The sequence below is a fragment of the Ruegeria sp. YTSC003 genome (assembly GCF_059609785.1).
In genome coordinates this window covers 110,214-126,264 of the sequence record NZ_JBXWMK010000005.1, presented here as the reverse complement: position 1 = coordinate 126,264, position 16,051 = coordinate 110,214, and the positions used below count along the sequence as shown (strand labels likewise).

Here is a 16,051-nt window from a genome sequence, read left to right as displayed (position 1 = left end):
TAGAAGTGACGCGCTAGTTCGAACGTTGCGCGTCACTTGTCGCATCCGGTTGGCGGTTTTTGTACCGAGCACGCATCTTGATCGCTTGCATGAACCGCCCCTCGGCCACCAAAGCGGCCAGAAAGTCGCCAAGGTAGTCCTGGTGCAGGCCTGCGGCGGTGGCAGAATCGAACATGCTTTCTGCTGCATCGAACCTGTCCTCGGCCAGCAGCACCAGCGCATTCGAATACTGCTCAAACTCTCCATCGGGATAGAGACCAAGCGCCTGATCAATGGCATCACGGGCTTCATCCGTGTACCCCAGCCCTAACGCGATATCCGCATGCAGGCGGTGGTCAAAGCGGTCGGCACCCTCAAGCGCGACACTGCGTCGAATGTGGAAAAGAGCGGCTTCATACTCGAGGTCGTCCGCCAACAGGCTGGCCCGCCAATAAAGCAGATAACTACCCGGTCCCACCCGGCTTTCCGCCAGCTCCAACACCTCATGCGCCTGTGATCTTTGGCCTAAGTCTGACAGCGCCCGCGCCTTTCGCACGTAGCCGTCCGTGTCATCAGGTTCGGCCTCAATCACCGCTTCGGCATCTTTCAATGCCTGTTTGGGCCGATCCAGCATCAGCAGGATAAGGGACCGGCGCGATAATGCGGTCACGAAATCCGGCTTCAGTTCCAATGCCCGACTTACGTGGTCAAACGCAGCTTCCCAATCGTTCTGCTCGGACAACAGAAAGGCGACGCCGTATTCCGCATATGGATCATATGGATCCAGTTCGCTGGCGGTTCTGAACAGGCTCAGCGCTTCGTCCTGCCGGTGATGGTCCACCAATTTCCAGGCCAGTTCCCGCATCGCCCAAGTGTATTCCGGGTTCAAGGCCAGAGCGGTTTGCATCATCTCTTCGAAATCGGCAAAATCCATCTGCCCGGCCCGGCGCGCGCTGGCGGCCAGACCAGCCATGTTGCTTGCATTGGGCTTGCGCGATACGGCTTGCCTAAACAACGCACTCGCAGCCGCGTAATAATCGCGATTGTAATGCACCCACGCCCGCCCCTGCAGCCCAAGCTCGGCATCGGGATTCAAGGCCAGAATTTCGGCAAACGCGTCATCGGCCTGATCCATATCATCGAGATCATAATAGGCCCATGCCAGCTTATCCAACATCTCAATACGCTGCCGATCAGACGCACCGACACCACCCAGCCCGTGTTGGCAGATTTCGATGATACGCTCTGGCGTGTCACTCTGATCCAGGCAGGCGGAAACATAGGTTTCCTGTGAATTCGTAAGCAAAGGCTTGGCCTGCCCTACGCCAGCGACTGCGATCATTGCTGTTAGGGAAAACCCGGTGAATTTAGTTAACGATTTTATCATGTTACCGAAAATCTGAATGTCTGCCGCCAGAATACTGACAATTGTGAAAAGAAAAAGGCCGCCCCGGTTGACGCGGCCAAATACTTCGCCTGTGTGCCGAAAGTAATCGCCTGCAGATTTTCAGAGAACATACGGAAGGGCTGCGGGGTTGGCGCTGGCAATTTTGTTTTCGGTATCAACGGCTTCTACAATCCACGCCGAGGCCACTCAGCGCCGGGATGGAAAAGCCTGTGCGCGTTTGAACGGAAGGTGGCAAAGACAAGCACTCGAGGCGGCACGAATGCGAGATAGGTCCACGCGCTTTCTGATCACGTTTTTTTCTGCGTATTAAATTTCTCTGAAACGCACTCAAACGGTTTCCGTTTGCCATACAGGGTGGATTGTGACCATGAACGACCGTATCCGACACTAAAAAACGAGAATACCCCCATGATTGAACGCATCGACACCGGCGAACGGTCCTCAAAAATTGTGAAACACAACGGAGTGGCCTACCTGACCGGGCAAGTCGCCGAGGGCGAGACTATTCAGGAACAAGTCCGGATTTGCCTCGAGAAGATTGACGCCCTTCTCGAACAGGCTGGCTCATCGCGCGAAAAGATGCTGCGCGTGACGATCTGGCTGGCGGACATGAAAGATTTTGCCGGATTGAACGAGGTCTGGAATGCCTGGGTTCCAAAGGGCCACGCCCCCGCGCGGGCTTGCGGCGAGGCCAAATTGGCCCGCGCCGAGCTAAAGGTGGAATTCATCGTCGACGCGGCCTACGACTAATTCCTTTCCGCGCAAGGCGCGCTGACCATAGCAGGAATGCAAAAAAAGGGCGTCCCGAGGGACGCCCTTTCTTTGGATATTCGCTGGTGCGACTTACTCGATGATTTTCGAGACGACGCCGGCACCGACGGTGCGGCCGCCTTCGCGGATGGCGAAACGCAGACCGTCTTCCATCGCGATCGGTGCGATCAGCTCGACGGTGAAGCCAACGTTGTCGCCGGGCATAACCATCTCAGTGCCAGCTGCCAGGGTCACAGTGCCGGTCACGTCAGTTGTACGGAAGTAGAACTGCGGACGGTAGTTCGCGAAGAACGGAGTGTGACGACCGCCTTCTTCCTTGGTCAGGATGTAGGCTTCGGCTTCGAACTTGGTGTGCGGTGTAACCGAACCCGGCTTACACAGAACCTGACCACGCTCAACGCCTTCACGGTCGATACCGCGCAGCAGGGCGCCGATGTTGTCGCCCGCTTCACCGCGATCCAGCAGCTTGCGGAACATTTCAACACCGGTACAGGTGGTTTTCTGAGTGTCGCGGATGCCGACGATTTCGATCTCGTCGCCAACGTTGATCACGCCACGCTCGACACGACCCGTAACAACGGTACCACGACCCGAGATCGAGAACACGTCCTCGACCGGCATCAGGAACGGCTTGTCAACTTCACGCTCAGGGGTGTCGATGTAATCATCAACAGCCGCCATCAGTTCGCGGATCTTCTCTTCGCCGATTTCCGGCTTGTTGCCTTCCATCGCCGCCAGAGCCGAACCTGCGATGATCGGAATGTCGTCGCCGGGGTATTCGTAGCTGGACAGCAGTTCGCGAACTTCCATCTCAACCAGTTCCAGCAGCTCTTCGTCGTCAACCTGGTCAACTTTGTTCATGAACACGACCATCTTCGGGATGCCAACCTGGCGGCCCAGCAGGATGTGCTCGCGGGTCTGCGGCATCGGGCCGTCAGCTGCGTTCACAACCAGGATCGCGCCGTCCATCTGAGCGGCACCGGTGATCATGTTCTTGACGTAGTCGGCGTGGCCGGGGCAGTCGACGTGCGCGTAGTGGCGGTTGTCGGTCTCGTATTCCACGTGGGCGGTCGAGATGGTGATGCCACGTGCTTTTTCTTCAGGCGCGCCGTCAATCTGGTCATACGCTTTGAAGTCACCGAAATACTTGGTGATTGCTGCGGTCAGCGTGGTCTTGCCGTGGTCAACGTGGCCAATCGTGCCGATGTTGACGTGCGGCTTATTACGCTCAAACTTTTCCTTTGCCATTCCTCAGGCGCCCTTTTGCGATTTGGGGGACCCTTAGTCCCGTGGTTACATCTGCGCGCGCGAGATATTTGGTTCAAAGGGGAAAATCAAGCACATCCTGCGTGAAAAGCTGGTTAAGACGCCGGATTTTGGGTGACCTCGACGGAATCCAGCGGCTGGATCAAGTCCGGGCGCCGGTCAAACCAGCCATTGTCCTTGTGTTCCTCGGCAAGCCATTCCTCGACACGATCGGCAACCTTGAGCGCCAGGCCATCCATTTGCTCTTCTCTGGTGCGCGAGTGACCAGATCCCGTGAGTGCACTTTCACCGGTCGTGTCTTCTAGCACCTGAAACTGTTTTCCTTTGGCCAGGAACTCTTTTTTGCGCACGTCATAGACGTTAACCAGGACAATTGCCGTGCTTTTGGGATTGTAGATCACGGGCACACCCGGAGGTGCCAACATGTAGCCTTCCAGGCTGATCCCAATGTCGTATTCCTGAGCGCCCTCATATCGGCCAAGCCGAATATTCACGGCGTTCTGAATGGCGTCTTCCCACTCTTTGGGCGTCGCATCCCGCGACACCGGCCCCTGCCGGGCCTTTTCGGCAAATGCGTAGTTGACGCGCAGTTTGAATTCGCCCAGCGATTCAGGCTCTTCGTAAACCTGTGTCTGCGTGCACGCGCCCATCAGGGCCAGTCCGGTAATCAGGGTCAAAGCTCGCAACATTTTCTCGTCTCGATATGCCTGTTTTTCTTTGATCTAGCGCAACGATACCGCTTGTGCCATGCCGTATCGGCAGAAATCCACTTGCAAGCGCGCTTACTCACGAAAATTTATAGTCGCGTGGGAAACCATAAGGCGCTTTTTTCCCAACGCTGGCCCGTTTGGCCAGCCACTGTGACATGTCCGCCTCGTGCCGGGTCTTGTCGCCACCCATGGACCATTTCAGGCCCTCTTCCCAATTGAAGGTGGTGATGTCGGACAGGCCACCATCCAGTTCCAGTGTGCCCTGCCGACCGCGCGCCATGTTGTATTTCTGCAGACGTACGCCCTTACCGCGACCCATTTCGGGCAGCTCTTCCACTGGGAACACCAAGAACTTGCCGTTCTGCGACACAACCGCGACGTGATCGCCCGATACGGGCTTACAGATCATCGCCGTCTCGTCAGCTTTGACGTTCAGCACCTGCTTACCGTTGCGGGTCTGGGCCAACACGTCATCTTCGGGCACCATGAAACCGTTACCCGCGTCTGACGCCACCAACAGCTTGCGCCCTGGCTTGTGGATCAGGATGTCGATGATCTGTGCCTCATTCGGCAGATCGACCATCAGGCGCAGCGGTTCGCCCATACCGCGCCCACCCGGCAGATTGGCGGCGCTGAGCGTGTAGAATCGTCCGTTCGAGGCAAACACCAACAAGCGGTCAGTCGTCTCAGCGTGGAATATGAAACGCGGGCCGTCGCCGTCCTTGAACTTTAACTCGCGCTTAAGGTCGATGTGACCGGTCATAGCGCGAATCCAGCCCATCTGAGAGCAGACAACCGTGATCGGTTCTTTGTCGATCATTGCCTCAAGCGGCACTTCTTCAACCTGCCCGGCTTCGGCGAATTGGGTTCGGCGCGCGCCACCTTCATAGTCTTTGCCAAAGGTCTTCTTGGTCTCTTTCAACTGCTCGGCGATTTTGGCCCATTGCAGGGCCGGGTCGGCCAGCAGGTCTTCGAGATTGGCGCGTTCCAACATCAATGCGTCGCGCTCACGAACCAGTTCCATCTCTTCCAGACGGCGCAAGCTGCGTAGGCGCATGTTGAGGATCGCATCGACCTGAACCTCGGACAATTCGCCCTCGCCCGGCTTGGGCGACACATAGTCCGCCTCGCTGGTGGCGCGGATATGGTCGATGCCCCAATCCTCGCGCATCAACGCGGCTTTGGGGTCGTCGTCGTAGCGGATGATGTCGATCAACCGATCCAGGTTCAGGAAAGCGACGATAAAGCCTTCCAACACCTCCAACCGGTGGTCGATCTTGGCCATACGGTGACGCGAGCGGCGCAGCAACACTTCTTGCCGGTGATCAAGGAAAGCGCGCAGCACTTCCTTCATCGAGCAGACCTTGGGCGTCACCCCGTCGATCAGCACGTTCATGTTCAGGCTAAACCGAACCTCAAGATCAGAGTTGCGATAGAGCATCCCCATCAACACCTCGGGGTCCACATTCTTGGACCGTGGTTCAAGGATCAGGCGGATATCATCGGCGGATTCGTCGCGCACATCGGCGAGGATCGGGATTTTCTTGGTCTGGATCAGCTCGGCGATCTTTTCGATCAGCTTGGATTTCTGAACCTGATACGGAATCTCGGTGACAACGATCTGCCATTGACCCCGACCCAGATCTTCAACCTCGAACTTACAGCGAAGACGGAACGATCCTCGTCCGGTGCGGTAGGCCTGCGCGATGTTCTCGGGTGGCTCAACGATCACACCTCCGGTCGGAAAATCCGGACCGGGAACATAGTTCAATAGTGTGTCATCGCGCGCATCCGGCGTCTTGATCAGATGCAGACAGGCGTCGCAGAGCTCTGAGATGTTATGCGGCGGAATATTCGTCGCCATGCCAACCGCGATGCCGCTGGAGCCATTAGCCAACAGATTCGGGAACTGCGCAGGCAGCACGACCGGTTCGCTTAGCGTGCCATCATAGTTGTCGCGGAAATCGACCGCGTCTTCGTTCAACCCTTCCAGCAGGGCTTCGGCCACGATGGTCATCCGCGCTTCGGTGTATCGCGAGGCCGCCGGGTTATCACCGTCGATGTTGCCGAAGTTCCCCTGGCCATCGACCAGTGGGTAACGGACGTTGAAATCCTGCGCCAGACGCGCCATCGCGTCGTAGATCGCGGCATCGCCATGCGGGTGATAGTTACCCATCACGTCGCCGGAAATCTTGGCGGATTTGCGGAACCCGCCCGTTGCACTGAGTCGAAGCTCGCGCATCGCATAGAGGATTCGCCTGTGCACAGGCTTCAGCCCATCGCGCGCATCAGGCAATGCCCGGTGCATGATGGTGGACAGCGCATAGGTCAGATAGCGTTCGCCGATCGCGCGGCGCAGCGGTTCAGCTACCTCGCCCCCATTGTCGGGGGCCTCCATATTGGGGTCGTCGATCGTATCGTTCATATATGATGTGATACGCCGCAAGCGCGCGCGGGTAAAGCAATCAGCTTAGATTTTGCTGGGGACAAGTCGCGCTTTTTGCAACAGGGGGAGACAAGTCCCGGAATTCCCCCGGTTTTCGACTCGGACCCCGAAATATGGTAGGCTGTCTTCATTAGCCTGCTGCCGATTTCTTGTACCTAACGATTGACCTGGGGGATGCGCCATGACGCGCCTTATTATTCTGACTTTCACTGCACTTGGCTGGTGTTTTTACGTTATGAGCGGTGGACCAAATTTCGAACCGCGCGGCTTGCGGAGCGATCAACCTGTGCGCGTTGCCTCTGTATCCCAACCTGCAGCAGTAGCACCCGCTCGGGTTGAAGAGCTTGTGACCGAAGAGCTTGTGACCAATGTGGCCGTTCGGGCACCGACGGTGCGCGCACAACCCCAACCTGAAACCGAAGAGATCGTGCAGATCGTGGCCGAACCAGCCAGCCTTCAGTCTTTGTCCGGCATTTCGGTGTTCGATGATCAGAGCGCAAACATCACGCTTGCTTCGCTGGAAGACGGCGTAGCGGGTTTGCGTCAGATCGATGAAGCGCCCCTGCCGGAAACATCAGAGGCTGCGGCGATTCCCGAACCTGAAAAAGACATCCGCGAAATCTCGGGAACGCGGGTGAACATGCGCGATGGACCCGGTACCATTTACCCAATTGTCGGCAAAGCGGCCATCGGACAGAAAGTCGAGGTGCTGAGCGATTCCGGAACCGGCTGGCTGCGCCTGCGCGTGTTACCCGCGCAACAGGTCGGTTGGATTTCAGCCTCACTGGTTCGAAAAATTCAAAACTGACGCTGCACCGTCATTGTCCTGACCCTCACCTCGCAATAGCTTTGGCCTGAATTGAAGGTCAGGAAGATCATGCAGAAAACCATTCTTATCACCGGCTGCTCGTCCGGCATCGGCCTGGACGCGGCACACGGTATGCGTGCGCGCGGCTGGCGTGTCTTTGCATCCTGCCGCCAGCAGCGTGATTGCGACCGGCTGCGCGCGCAAGGCTTTGAAAGCCCGCGCATCGACTATACCGACGCCGCAAGTATCGCATCAGGCCTGACCGAAGTGCTTGAGGCCACCGGAGGTACGCTGGATGCGCTGTTCAACAACGGAGCGCACGGCTTGCCCGGCGCAGTTGAAGATCTGCCGACCGAAGGGCTCCGTGTGATATTCGAGGCCAACTTTTTTGGCTGGCATGAACTGACACGGCTGGTGATTCCAGTCATGCGCGCGCAAGGACATGGGCGAATCGTTCAGAATTCGTCGGTTCTGGGCCTGGTGGCCTTTCCATGGCGCGGCGCATATGTCGCCACAAAATATGCCATTGAAGGCCTTACCGACACGCTGCGTCTGGAACTTGCCGGAACGAACATCAAGGCCATTCTGATCGAACCCGGCCCAATCACGTCGAAAATCCGCGAGAATTCGATCCCCTTCTTTGAACGTTTCATCAACTGGGAGAACTCGGCCCTGCGCGAAAAATACGAGGCTTCTCTGTTGAAAAGACTGTACGAATCCTCAGGCCCGGATCGTTTCGAACTGCCTGCATCAGCGGTGACCGACAAGCTGGCCCATGCGGTTGGATCAAAAAGGCCGCGCGCGCGCTACTATGTCACCACGCCAACCTACATCGCCGGGTATCTGCGCCGCCTTTTGCCCACCCGCACCATCGACCGCATTCTGTCGGACGTCTGAGGCGAAATTACCCGTTCGCTTTTCATGTACATGAGGCTAGATGATAGCCTAACGAAACAAGAAACGCGGACGGTGTGCTTATGGACCTTTTGATGGTCATTTTGCTGTTGGCCATGGCGGCGGTCGTCGTCGTGCTGGCGATCGGCATCTCCAATTTCGGCAAAAGCGGCAAAGCTGCTGCGATGAAAAGCAACAAGATGATGCGCCTTCGCATCCTGTTCCAGTTCATTGCCGTGGTGCTGATCGTGCTCTACGTCTACCTGCGCGGACAAGGAGTTTAATAAATGGTCGTTCTGAACAAGATTTACACCCGCACCGGCGATGATGGAAAAACTGCGCTGGGCAACGGCGAACGGGTCGCCAAGTATTCTGGTCGCGTGGCCGCGTATGGGACCGTTGACGAACTGAACGCTTTTGTTGGCGTTGCTCGGACCGAGGCGGAAGGCGACGTCGATGCCGCCCTGGCGCGCATTCAAAACGACCTGTTCGATCTGGGCGCAGATTTCTGTCGCCCCGACATGGAAAAAGACGCCGAGGCGGACTACCCGCCCCTGCGCATCGTTGCATCTCAGATCGATCGGTTGGAGGCGGAGATTGACGTGATGAACGAAACGCTAGAGCCGCTGCGCAGCTTCATCTTGCCCGGCGGGTCGCGTCTGGCAGCGAATCTGCATGTCTGCAGAACCGTATCCCGCCGCGCCGAACGTCTGGCGGTCGAGCTGACCAACATGGAACCCGTGAATGCAGTCGCGGTAAAATACCTCAACCGTCTGAGTGACTGGTTTTTTGTCGCCGCCCGCTGCGCCAACGAAAACGGCACTGCGGACGTTTTGTGGGTACCAGGCGCGAACCGCTGAAGGCGACGCGGGATCCGGCGAACCCTGCACCGACCAACAAAGCAAATCTCCAGCCAAACGGGTGGGGCCCAAAGCTCTGGCACCGGCCACCAAAGCAATAAAATTTCACGCCGTTGCGTCAAAATACATGAAACGCGACGTCTCAAGTTCATGACGTGACGATTTTGCCCTGTTGCAGCGTGAACTGAGACGCTATTCAGTCCCCCGAGAGCATTGGTGGAGTCGCTTCGCGGCTTACCGTTTTTTGTGAGGAGCAAGCGCAAAATGAAGGTACTCGTGCCTGTCAAACGCGTGATTGACTATAATGTGAAAGTTCGCGTGAAAGCGGACGGTAGCGGTGTTGATCTCGCCAATGTCAAAATGTCGATGAACCCGTTCGACGAAATCGCTGTGGAAGAAGCGATTCGCCTGAAAGAAGCAGGCAAGGCTGACGAAATCGTTGCGGTTTCGATTGGCGTCAAGCAATCGCAGGAAACCCTGCGCACCGCACTGGCCATGGGCGCTGACCGCGCCATTCTGGTTGTTGCCGCCGATGACGTCCATCAAGACATCGAACCGCTGGCCGTTGCCAAGATCCTGGCCAAAGTGGTCGAGGAAGAGCAACCCGGCATCGTTTTGGCTGGTAAGCAAGCGATCGACAACGACATGAACGCTACCGGTCAGATGCTGTCGGCCCTGCTGGGCTGGTCGCAAGGCACCTTCGCGTCCGAGCTGGACATCGAAGGCGACAGCGCCAAGATCACCCGTGAAGTAGACGGCGGCCTGCAGACCATCAGCGTCAAGATGCCGACCATCGTCACTGTTGACCTGCGCTTGAACGAGCCGCGCTATGCGTCTCTGCCGAACATTATGAAGGCGAAGAAAAAGCCGCTGGACGAGAAAACCGCCGCCGATTACGGCGTCGACGTCACACCGCGTTTGGAAGTTGTCAAAACCGAAGAGCCGCCGGCACGTGCTGCTGGTATCGTCGTCGGCTCGGTTGATGAGCTGGTCGAGAAACTCAAAGAAGCGGGGGCTGTGTAATGGCTGTTCTTCTTCTCGCAGAAGTCAACAACGGCGAACTGGCGATGGACGCCACCGCCAAGGCTGTCACTGCCGCAAAGGCACTGGGTGACATCACCGTTCTGGCCGCGGGCGGTTCTGCCGCTGCTGCCGGTGAGGCCGCCGCCAAGATCGACGGTGTGTCCAAGGTACTGGTTGCCGAAGACGCGTCGCTGGGTCACCGCCTGGCTGAATCGACCGCGGCCCTGATCGTGGGTCTGGCTGATGGTTACGAGCACATCGTTGCGCCTGCCACCACCGACGCCAAGAACGTGATGCCGCGCGTTGCAGCCCTGCTGGACGCGATGGTGATCTCGGATGCATCCGGCGTGGTTGACGGCTCGACTTTTGAGCGTCCGATCTACGCGGGCAACGCGATCCAGACCGTCAAATCGAACGACGCCAAGAAAGTCGTCACCTTCCGTACCGCGTCCTTTGACGCGGCTGGCGAAGGCGGCTCGGCCGCTGTCGAGACCATCTCAGTCGGCGAAAACCCGGGCCTGTCTTCGTGGGTCGAGGACAAGGTTGCCGCAAGCGACCGTCCGGAACTGACTTCGGCTGGCGTTGTTGTCTCGGGCGGCCGTGGTGTCGGCTCGGAAGAGGACTTCAAACTGATTGAAGGTCTTGCTGACAAGCTAGGCGCCGCTGTTGGCGCATCGCGCGCCGCCGTGGACTCGGGCTATGCACCGAACGACTGGCAGGTCGGTCAGACCGGTAAGGTTGTTGCACCCGATCTGTATGTCGCGATCGGCATCTCGGGCGCGATTCAACACTTGGCTGGTATGAAAGACTCGAAAGTCATCGTTGCGATCAACAAGGACGAAGAAGCGCCGATCTTCCAGGTTGCGGATTTCGGACTGGTTGCAGATCTGTTCCAGGCCGTGCCTGAACTGACCGAGAAACTCGGCTAACCGCTGGTCTAGCTTTTTCATCGCGAATTTTGGAAAGGCCCGCCAATTGGCGGGCCTTTTTTAATGCAAATTGCGTATAGGCCCCATCAAAGCTGCCGCAATCGCCCGATGGGCAGCTGGGCCAATCATGTGCTCTGCCATTGTCTGTTGCAGTGTGCCGAACAACATATCCTCGATCTCATCAGACTGGCCGCACACATGTGTTTTGACGTCGACGATATCCGCGCAGGGTTTGCCAACGGTTTTGATCATCTGATCCGTTACGCCGACATTAGCGCTGTCAATATGATGCGCGCCCAGTTCTCCTCGAAGGACGTGTAGGCGCAAGAGGATCACCGGAATTTCCAGGCTTTGAAGAAATTTACCGATCTTCCGAACCCAGTTTCGGCGCAATTCGTCCAGAACAACTTCGATGCGTGCGTCGCGAACCTTTTCCAGGCAGCTCATCAGGTGGCGCACGAAATGAACCTCGGTGAAGTCGATTTCGGGATACAGACTGATCAAATCCTTCGTTGGCGCCAGAAATCGGTCATTGCGCCTGGAATGAACGCGATAGAAATGGTTGGACTGTCCAAGAAGCCTTGGCGCCTGCATGACGCACAGATCTGCGCCTCTTAGCAAATCGCATAACCCCCTATCATCGCACAGCGCATCGACGCCGCTGAACAGGCATCCAAAGTTCAGAACGCGTCTTTCAAGCCCGTCTTCGAGAATAGCTGAGAATGGTCGGTCGACGAATCGCCCAAATGTCTCATCCCCGCCGACGCAGGCCGCGTAAGGTTGATCCAGAACACGCCGAGCGCCACGAAACCACAGCCGCGATCCGTCATATTGGCATACCTCATGCCCAGGTCCCCCCGAGCCTGTTTGATAATAGCTCATATCACTCACCCATTTTTTACCCGGTTGCCATCTTGCAGCCGCAAGTCTTGAGAAAATCCTAATGTGCGCATTTGAAGCAAAATCGAACAGTCGGATCCCCTTGCCGCCCGCCCCGATCTGTCGATACTGTCGCCGTATCCCGAGACACAAAGGCACCTGAACATGGATGTAAAATCGGTCGGAGTGATTGGCGCAGGTCAGATGGGCAATGGCATTGCTCATGTTCTGGCGCTGGCGGAGTATGACGTTCTGCTGAACGATGTCTCGCAGGACGCGCTGGACAGCGCCGTGGCGACGATTGAAGGCAATCTGGCCCGTCAGGCCTCAAAAGGCAAAATCTCGGACGAAATGATGCAAGCCACGCTGAGCCGGATCAACACGACGTTGGAGCTGCCCCAGTTGGGTCAGACCGATCTGGTGATCGAAGCCGCAACCGAGCGGGAAGCAATCAAACAGGCGATTTTCGAAGACCTGCAGCCGCATCTTCTGCCCCATACGATTCTGACATCCAATACGTCCTCAATCTCGATTACCCGCCTGGCCAGCCGAACGGATCGGCCGGAACGCTTCATGGGGTTCCACTTTATGAACCCGGTGCCCGTGATGCAGCTGGTCGAGCTGATCCGGGGGATTGCCACGGATGAAGAGACGTTCAAATCGTGTAAGGCGGTTGTGGACCGGCTTGGCAAAACCGCAGCAAGCGCGGAAGACTTCCCAGCCTTCATCGTGAACCGCATTCTGATGCCGATGATCAATGAGGCTGTCTACACCCTCTACGAAGGGGTCGGCAGCGTGCAGTCGATTGACCAATCGATGCGGCTGGGTGCAAACCACCCGATGGGGCCACTGGAACTGGCTGATTTCATCGGGCTGGACACTTGCCTGGCGATCATGAACGTGTTGCATGACGGATTGGCAGACACCAAGTACCGGCCTTGTCCACTGTTGACGAAATACGTCGAAGCCGGCTGGTTGGGCCGCAAGACCGAACGCGGGTTTTATGACTACAGAGGTGAAACTCCGGTCCCAACGCGCTAGAGGGGCCAGCCCCCTCGACCGGCTTTCATCCGGGTTCACCCCCGGGATTTTTTCAGCCAGATGAAGAGCGGATCAGGGATTGCGTGATTTACCAAGCGCCATTGTGCGCTTTCTTAGCCACGCCATGAAACCGCGCGGATCACTTTCCAACAGCTTCATTTCCTCGTCCGAAATCGGTTCGCCAATCACCGGAGATTGCGGTTTGTTGCAAGAGCGGACGATCTCATGCAACAGCAGCCCCTGCCGTAAGATCGGCGACAGCTTGTTGGCAATCTGATAGGCGCGCGAATTGCTGCCGGGGAAGAAAATCGGAACCACCTGCGCGCCAGATCGGCGGATCATCTTGGCGGTAAACACATTCCATTCCTGCTCTTGCGCAGGACCGAACCAGTCGTCCGAGGACATCACCACACCTGACGGGAACAGAGCAACAACGCCACCTTCCTTCAGGTGTTCCATCGCCTTGCCGCGCATCTCAAGCATTTTGGTTTGCGCTTCGGGGTCGTGTGGAAAGGGAACCGGGATCATGAACGAGGTCGCCGCCTCGTCCAACCCGGTCAGGACAGAACGGGTCAAGATACGATAGTCATTGCGAACCTGTCCGATCAGTTCCGCCAGAATCATACCGTCGACCATGCCATGCGGGTGGTTGGCCACGACAACTACGGGTCCGGTTTTCGGGATATTTGCAAACTGTTCCTTCGGAGTAGTGAGGTTGATGCCCATAACCTCAAGCGCGCCGCCCCAGAACCGCTGGCCGCGATAGTATTCGTTCTTCTTCTCGAACTTGTTGACCATCCGCAGGATAGTCAGCTTACCCGTACACCATTCAATGGCGCGGATGGCTGTAGACGTCCAGACATCGTCGAAGGAGTTCGCGTAGGTCAGGGTTCTGCGATCATAGATTTCGCCCTGATCTTCTGCCCCGTCCACCACCGGGCCTGTCTTGGTCTCGTGCGTCGTTTGCGCCAATTCCTGGTTTTCCCGTTCTTCGTATCGCGACTGGCAGGATCAGAACCCTTCCCCGAACTTTCCGTTCACAAGGGTTTCTAATGCATCCGCCAACGCCTCAGCATCCGGTCCGGACGTCTCGACGTCAATAGTCGTTCCGCGAGACGCTGCCAACATCAAAAGACCCATGATGCTGTCCCCTGATGCAGAAAGCCCGTCTTTGGACACCTCTGCCTGGGCGTCAAACCCCTCGACCACTTCGACCAGCTTAGCCGAGGCGCGGGCGTGCAGGCCTTTTTCATTGATTATTTTCAAGCTTCGGTTGGTCATTCTTAATCAATCCGGTCTTAATCCAACGTCACGTTTTGGGCATTGATATACTTGCGTCCAGCCTCCATAGCCCGCCGAACCGCATCCCCGATCGGCAGGTGGCGACTTTTGGCCAATTTTATCAGCATAGGCAGATTTGCACCGTAGAGGATACGGCGGTCCTGCGGGGTGCAGGCCTTCAGACTCAGATTCGACGGGCTGCCGCCAAACAGATCCGTGACAACAACCACGCCGTCGCCGACATCCACACCGTCAGCGGCGGTGCAGATTTCCGACTGCTTGGCTTCCCGGTCGTGGTCAGCCTCGATCGAGATTGCGGCCAGGCCCGGTTGCTTTCCGACAACATGCTGCATTGCGGCCAGATATTCCTGAGCCAGCCCGCCATGTGCTACGAGTACGATCCCGATCAATCCGGCCTCTCATTCAACGATCGACGTTCCATTTCGCGGTGCCTAATTGCCACTTGCTGCCCCTCCTGTGCAAGGGCCTTTGCGACCGCTTCTGCGGTTGCGACCGATCTGTGTTGCCCTCCGGTACACCCAAATGCCACCGAAAGGTGCGCTTTGCCTTCGGCGCGGTAAGCGGGCAACAACAATTTCAGCAGATCGACAACGCGGTCGAAAAACGGCGCGTAATTCGCGTCAGACTGTACATAGCGCGCCACGTCCGGGTTTCGACCATCTTCGGCCCGCAATTCCGGACGCCAATAGGGGTTGGCCAGAAACCTGCAGTCAAAAACCATGTCCAACCCATGCGGCAAGCCGCGTTTGTACGAAAAAGACTCGATGGATACCGCCAGATGTCGGCCGCCTTCTGGAGCGAACCAATGCTCGACCTCCTTGCGCAACTGGTGAACGTTGATCTGGCTGGTGTCGATCAGAATGTCGGCAATTTCACGGATCGGGGCCAACAGCTCTTTTTCCTGCAGCACACCGGCTTCAGGACCTGCGTTGGCCGCAACGGGATGGCGTCTTCGGGTTTCCGAGAACCGCTGCAGCAGCACTTCGTTTCGGCAATCAAGATAGAGAACCGTAAGCTCGACCTGCTCGGTCCGCCGCAGCCGCATAACAAGATCAATGAACCCAATGGTCGAGAAATCGCGATTTCGGGCATCGATGCCCAATGCCATGGGCCGATCGTTTTCCGGACCGTCCAACAAGCGCATCAAAAGGCCCATCGGCAAATTGTCGATGGCCTCGAACCCCAAATCTTCAAGCACACGGATCGCCGTCGTCCGCCCAGCGCCCGAAGGACCGGTGATCAAAACGATCCGCCGCTGTTGTTTCATTTGCTGGGCCATTCCGGGTTTACGCGCCCCATTTTCATCAGTTGCATCAATGCTGAAGCCAAATTGGGGACGCCGCTACCGCGAAGCAAGAGGATTGTTTGCCTCAGGGCTCGGATCGAGATCGGATCTGGCAAACGTGCTTCTTCCCTTTGGTCCAGATCCACCACATATCGCAAATCCACGGGTCCTACGGGTGGCGCGCGCAACAATCCGATACCGCGGGCCTCAACAACGCCGCGGATATTCGGGGCCGCATCAGCGGTCACTTCACCGCCGCTATTGTGTAAAGCCACGCGGTCATCACCGACAAGTTCGGCACCCAGCGCCATCATCTGCAAGACCAGCGCGGATTTTCCCGCCCCTGCCGCGCCAACAATCAGCAGACCGCGCCCGCCGACAGCCACACAACTGGCGTGGAGTATGGCACTGTCCTGTTCTTCCAAATCATAAATTGACGGGGCGTTCATA

Annotated in this window: 18 protein-coding genes; 8 read left to right on the top strand and 10 right to left on the bottom strand. The window is 57.2% G+C overall.

Annotated features, from left to right (window positions below):
- Positions 1–13: 13 nt before the first annotated feature.
- On the bottom strand, positions 14–1,321 hold the full coding sequence (locus AC2FFH_RS11610) for a tetratricopeptide repeat protein (protein WP_496767159.1): 1,308 nt from the start codon (positions 1,319–1,321) through the stop codon (positions 14–16).
- 474 nt (positions 1,322–1,795) lie between these two features.
- Here AC2FFH_RS11610 and AC2FFH_RS11605 point away from each other — a divergent pair, with 474 nt between their 5' ends.
- Positions 1,796–2,137 (top strand): RidA family protein, encoded by a 342-nt coding sequence (locus tag AC2FFH_RS11605; RefSeq protein WP_282120772.1) that lies wholly within the window; start codon positions 1,796–1,798, stop codon positions 2,135–2,137.
- Between the two features lie 93 nt (positions 2,138–2,230).
- Here AC2FFH_RS11605 and tuf read toward each other — a convergent pair whose 3' ends face one another.
- The 3 genes from tuf to AC2FFH_RS11590 form a co-directional block, all read right to left on the bottom strand.
- Positions 2,231–3,406, bottom strand: coding sequence for an elongation factor Tu (tuf, locus tag AC2FFH_RS11600; RefSeq protein WP_496767160.1), 1,176 nt, complete (start codon positions 3,404–3,406; stop codon positions 2,231–2,233).
- Between the two features lie 113 nt (positions 3,407–3,519).
- A complete protein-coding gene (locus AC2FFH_RS11595; protein WP_496740310.1) occupies positions 3,520–4,113 on the bottom strand; it encodes a hypothetical protein in 594 nt (197 codons plus the stop codon).
- A 97-nt stretch (positions 4,114–4,210) separates the two neighbouring features.
- Positions 4,211–6,559, bottom strand: coding sequence for a DNA topoisomerase IV subunit A (locus AC2FFH_RS11590; protein ID WP_496767161.1), 2,349 nt, complete (start codon positions 6,557–6,559; stop codon positions 4,211–4,213).
- Between the two features lie 202 nt (positions 6,560–6,761).
- Here AC2FFH_RS11590 and AC2FFH_RS11585 point away from each other — a divergent pair, with 202 nt between their 5' ends.
- The 6 genes from AC2FFH_RS11585 (at position 6,762) to AC2FFH_RS11560 (ending at position 11,094) form a co-directional block, all read left to right on the top strand.
- Positions 6,762–7,388, top strand: a complete 627-nt coding sequence (locus AC2FFH_RS11585; RefSeq protein ID WP_496844443.1) for an SH3 domain-containing protein — start codon at positions 6,762–6,764, stop codon at positions 7,386–7,388.
- 69 nt (positions 7,389–7,457) lie between these two features.
- Complete coding sequence (locus AC2FFH_RS11580) at positions 7,458–8,285, top strand: SDR family NAD(P)-dependent oxidoreductase (RefSeq protein WP_496767163.1); 828 nt, start codon at positions 7,458–7,460, stop codon at positions 8,283–8,285.
- Between the two features lie 80 nt (positions 8,286–8,365).
- Complete coding sequence (locus tag AC2FFH_RS11575) at positions 8,366–8,566, top strand: twin transmembrane helix small protein (RefSeq protein ID WP_496740307.1); 201 nt, start codon at positions 8,366–8,368, stop codon at positions 8,564–8,566.
- A 3-nt stretch (positions 8,567–8,569) separates the two neighbouring features.
- On the top strand, positions 8,570–9,142 hold the full coding sequence (locus AC2FFH_RS11570; RefSeq protein ID WP_058278922.1) for a cob(I)yrinic acid a,c-diamide adenosyltransferase: 573 nt from the start codon (positions 8,570–8,572) through the stop codon (positions 9,140–9,142).
- A 264-nt stretch (positions 9,143–9,406) separates the two neighbouring features.
- Complete coding sequence (locus tag AC2FFH_RS11565; protein ID WP_058278923.1) at positions 9,407–10,165, top strand: electron transfer flavoprotein subunit beta/FixA family protein; 759 nt, start codon at positions 9,407–9,409, stop codon at positions 10,163–10,165.
- Positions 10,165–11,094: an electron transfer flavoprotein subunit alpha/FixB family protein gene (locus AC2FFH_RS11560; RefSeq protein WP_496737205.1), complete on the top strand. Its 930-nt coding sequence runs from the start codon at positions 10,165–10,167 to the stop codon at positions 11,092–11,094. The genes AC2FFH_RS11565 and AC2FFH_RS11560 overlap by 1 nt, the downstream gene beginning before the upstream one ends.
- 60 nt (positions 11,095–11,154) lie before the next feature.
- Here the strand turns inward: AC2FFH_RS11560 and AC2FFH_RS11555 are convergent, their stop codons facing one another.
- Entirely contained in the window at positions 11,155–11,976 is an 822-nt protein-coding gene (locus AC2FFH_RS11555; protein WP_496844442.1) for a DUF6473 family protein, read from the bottom strand.
- 162 nt (positions 11,977–12,138) lie between these two features.
- Between AC2FFH_RS11555 and AC2FFH_RS11550 the strand changes: the two genes are divergently transcribed.
- A complete protein-coding gene (locus AC2FFH_RS11550) occupies positions 12,139–13,014 on the top strand; it encodes a 3-hydroxybutyryl-CoA dehydrogenase (protein ID WP_058273257.1) in 876 nt (291 codons plus the stop codon).
- 72 nt (positions 13,015–13,086) lie between these two features.
- Here AC2FFH_RS11550 and AC2FFH_RS11545 read toward each other — a convergent pair whose 3' ends face one another.
- The 5 genes from AC2FFH_RS11545 to AC2FFH_RS11525 are packed head-to-tail and all read right to left on the bottom strand — an operon-like array spanning position 13,087 to position 16,050.
- Positions 13,087–13,986, bottom strand: a complete 900-nt coding sequence (locus AC2FFH_RS11545; protein WP_496727082.1) for a lysophospholipid acyltransferase family protein — start codon at positions 13,984–13,986, stop codon at positions 13,087–13,089.
- Between the two features lie 39 nt (positions 13,987–14,025).
- Positions 14,026–14,295, bottom strand: a complete 270-nt coding sequence (locus tag AC2FFH_RS11540; protein ID WP_058273259.1) for an HPr family phosphocarrier protein — start codon at positions 14,293–14,295, stop codon at positions 14,026–14,028.
- 17 nt (positions 14,296–14,312) lie between these two features.
- Positions 14,313–14,705 carry a PTS sugar transporter subunit IIA gene (locus AC2FFH_RS11535; protein ID WP_170561187.1) on the bottom strand — a complete coding sequence of 131 codons (393 nt, stop codon included), beginning with the start codon at positions 14,703–14,705 and terminating at the stop codon, positions 14,313–14,315.
- A complete protein-coding gene (gene rapZ / locus AC2FFH_RS11530) occupies positions 14,702–15,595 on the bottom strand; it encodes an RNase adapter RapZ (RefSeq protein WP_496844441.1) in 894 nt (297 codons plus the stop codon). The genes AC2FFH_RS11535 and rapZ overlap by 4 nt, the downstream gene beginning before the upstream one ends.
- The gene (locus AC2FFH_RS11525) at positions 15,580–16,050 is read right to left on the bottom strand and encodes an HPr kinase/phosphorylase (protein ID WP_496844440.1); all 471 of its coding nucleotides are present in this window, start codon (positions 16,048–16,050) and stop codon (positions 15,580–15,582) included. Before AC2FFH_RS11525 ends, rapZ begins: the two co-directional genes overlap by 16 nt.
- Between the last annotated feature and the right edge of the window lies 1 nt (position 16,051).

Bases quoted from the DNA above. Each gene is read 5' to 3' on its own strand.
- AC2FFH_RS11580 (WP_496767163.1), top strand. From the start codon at position 7,458: ATGCAGAAAACCATTCTTATCACCGGCTGCTCGTCCGGCATCGGCCTG.
- AC2FFH_RS11595 (WP_496740310.1), bottom strand. From the start codon at position 4,113: ATGTTGCGAGCTTTGACCCTGATTACCGGACTGGCCCTGATGGGCGCG.
- AC2FFH_RS11565 (WP_058278923.1), top strand. From the start codon at position 9,407: ATGAAGGTACTCGTGCCTGTCAAACGCGTGATTGACTATAATGTGAAA.
- AC2FFH_RS11575 (WP_496740307.1), top strand. From the start codon at position 8,366: ATGGACCTTTTGATGGTCATTTTGCTGTTGGCCATGGCGGCGGTCGTC.
- AC2FFH_RS11550 (WP_058273257.1), top strand. From the start codon at position 12,139: ATGGATGTAAAATCGGTCGGAGTGATTGGCGCAGGTCAGATGGGCAAT.
- rapZ (WP_496844441.1), bottom strand. From the start codon at position 15,595: ATGGCCCAGCAAATGAAACAACAGCGGCGGATCGTTTTGATCACCGGT.
- AC2FFH_RS11540 (WP_058273259.1), bottom strand. From the start codon at position 14,295: ATGACCAACCGAAGCTTGAAAATAATCAATGAAAAAGGCCTGCACGCC.
- AC2FFH_RS11560 (WP_496737205.1), top strand. From the start codon at position 10,165: ATGGCTGTTCTTCTTCTCGCAGAAGTCAACAACGGCGAACTGGCGATG.
- AC2FFH_RS11610 (WP_496767159.1), bottom strand. From the start codon at position 1,321: ATGATCGCAGTCGCTGGCGTAGGGCAGGCCAAGCCTTTGCTTACGAAT.
- AC2FFH_RS11590 (WP_496767161.1), bottom strand. From the start codon at position 6,559: ATGAACGATACGATCGACGACCCCAATATGGAGGCCCCCGACAATGGG.
- AC2FFH_RS11555 (WP_496844442.1), bottom strand. From the start codon at position 11,976: ATGAGCTATTATCAAACAGGCTCGGGGGGACCTGGGCATGAGGTATGC.
- AC2FFH_RS11525 (WP_496844440.1), bottom strand. From the start codon at position 16,050: ATGAACGCCCCGTCAATTTATGATTTGGAAGAACAGGACAGTGCCATA.
- AC2FFH_RS11605 (WP_282120772.1), top strand. From the start codon at position 1,796: ATGATTGAACGCATCGACACCGGCGAACGGTCCTCAAAAATTGTGAAA.
- tuf (WP_496767160.1), bottom strand. From the start codon at position 3,406: ATGGCAAAGGAAAAGTTTGAGCGTAATAAGCCGCACGTCAACATCGGC.
- AC2FFH_RS11585 (WP_496844443.1), top strand. From the start codon at position 6,762: ATGACGCGCCTTATTATTCTGACTTTCACTGCACTTGGCTGGTGTTTT.
- AC2FFH_RS11570 (WP_058278922.1), top strand. From the start codon at position 8,570: ATGGTCGTTCTGAACAAGATTTACACCCGCACCGGCGATGATGGAAAA.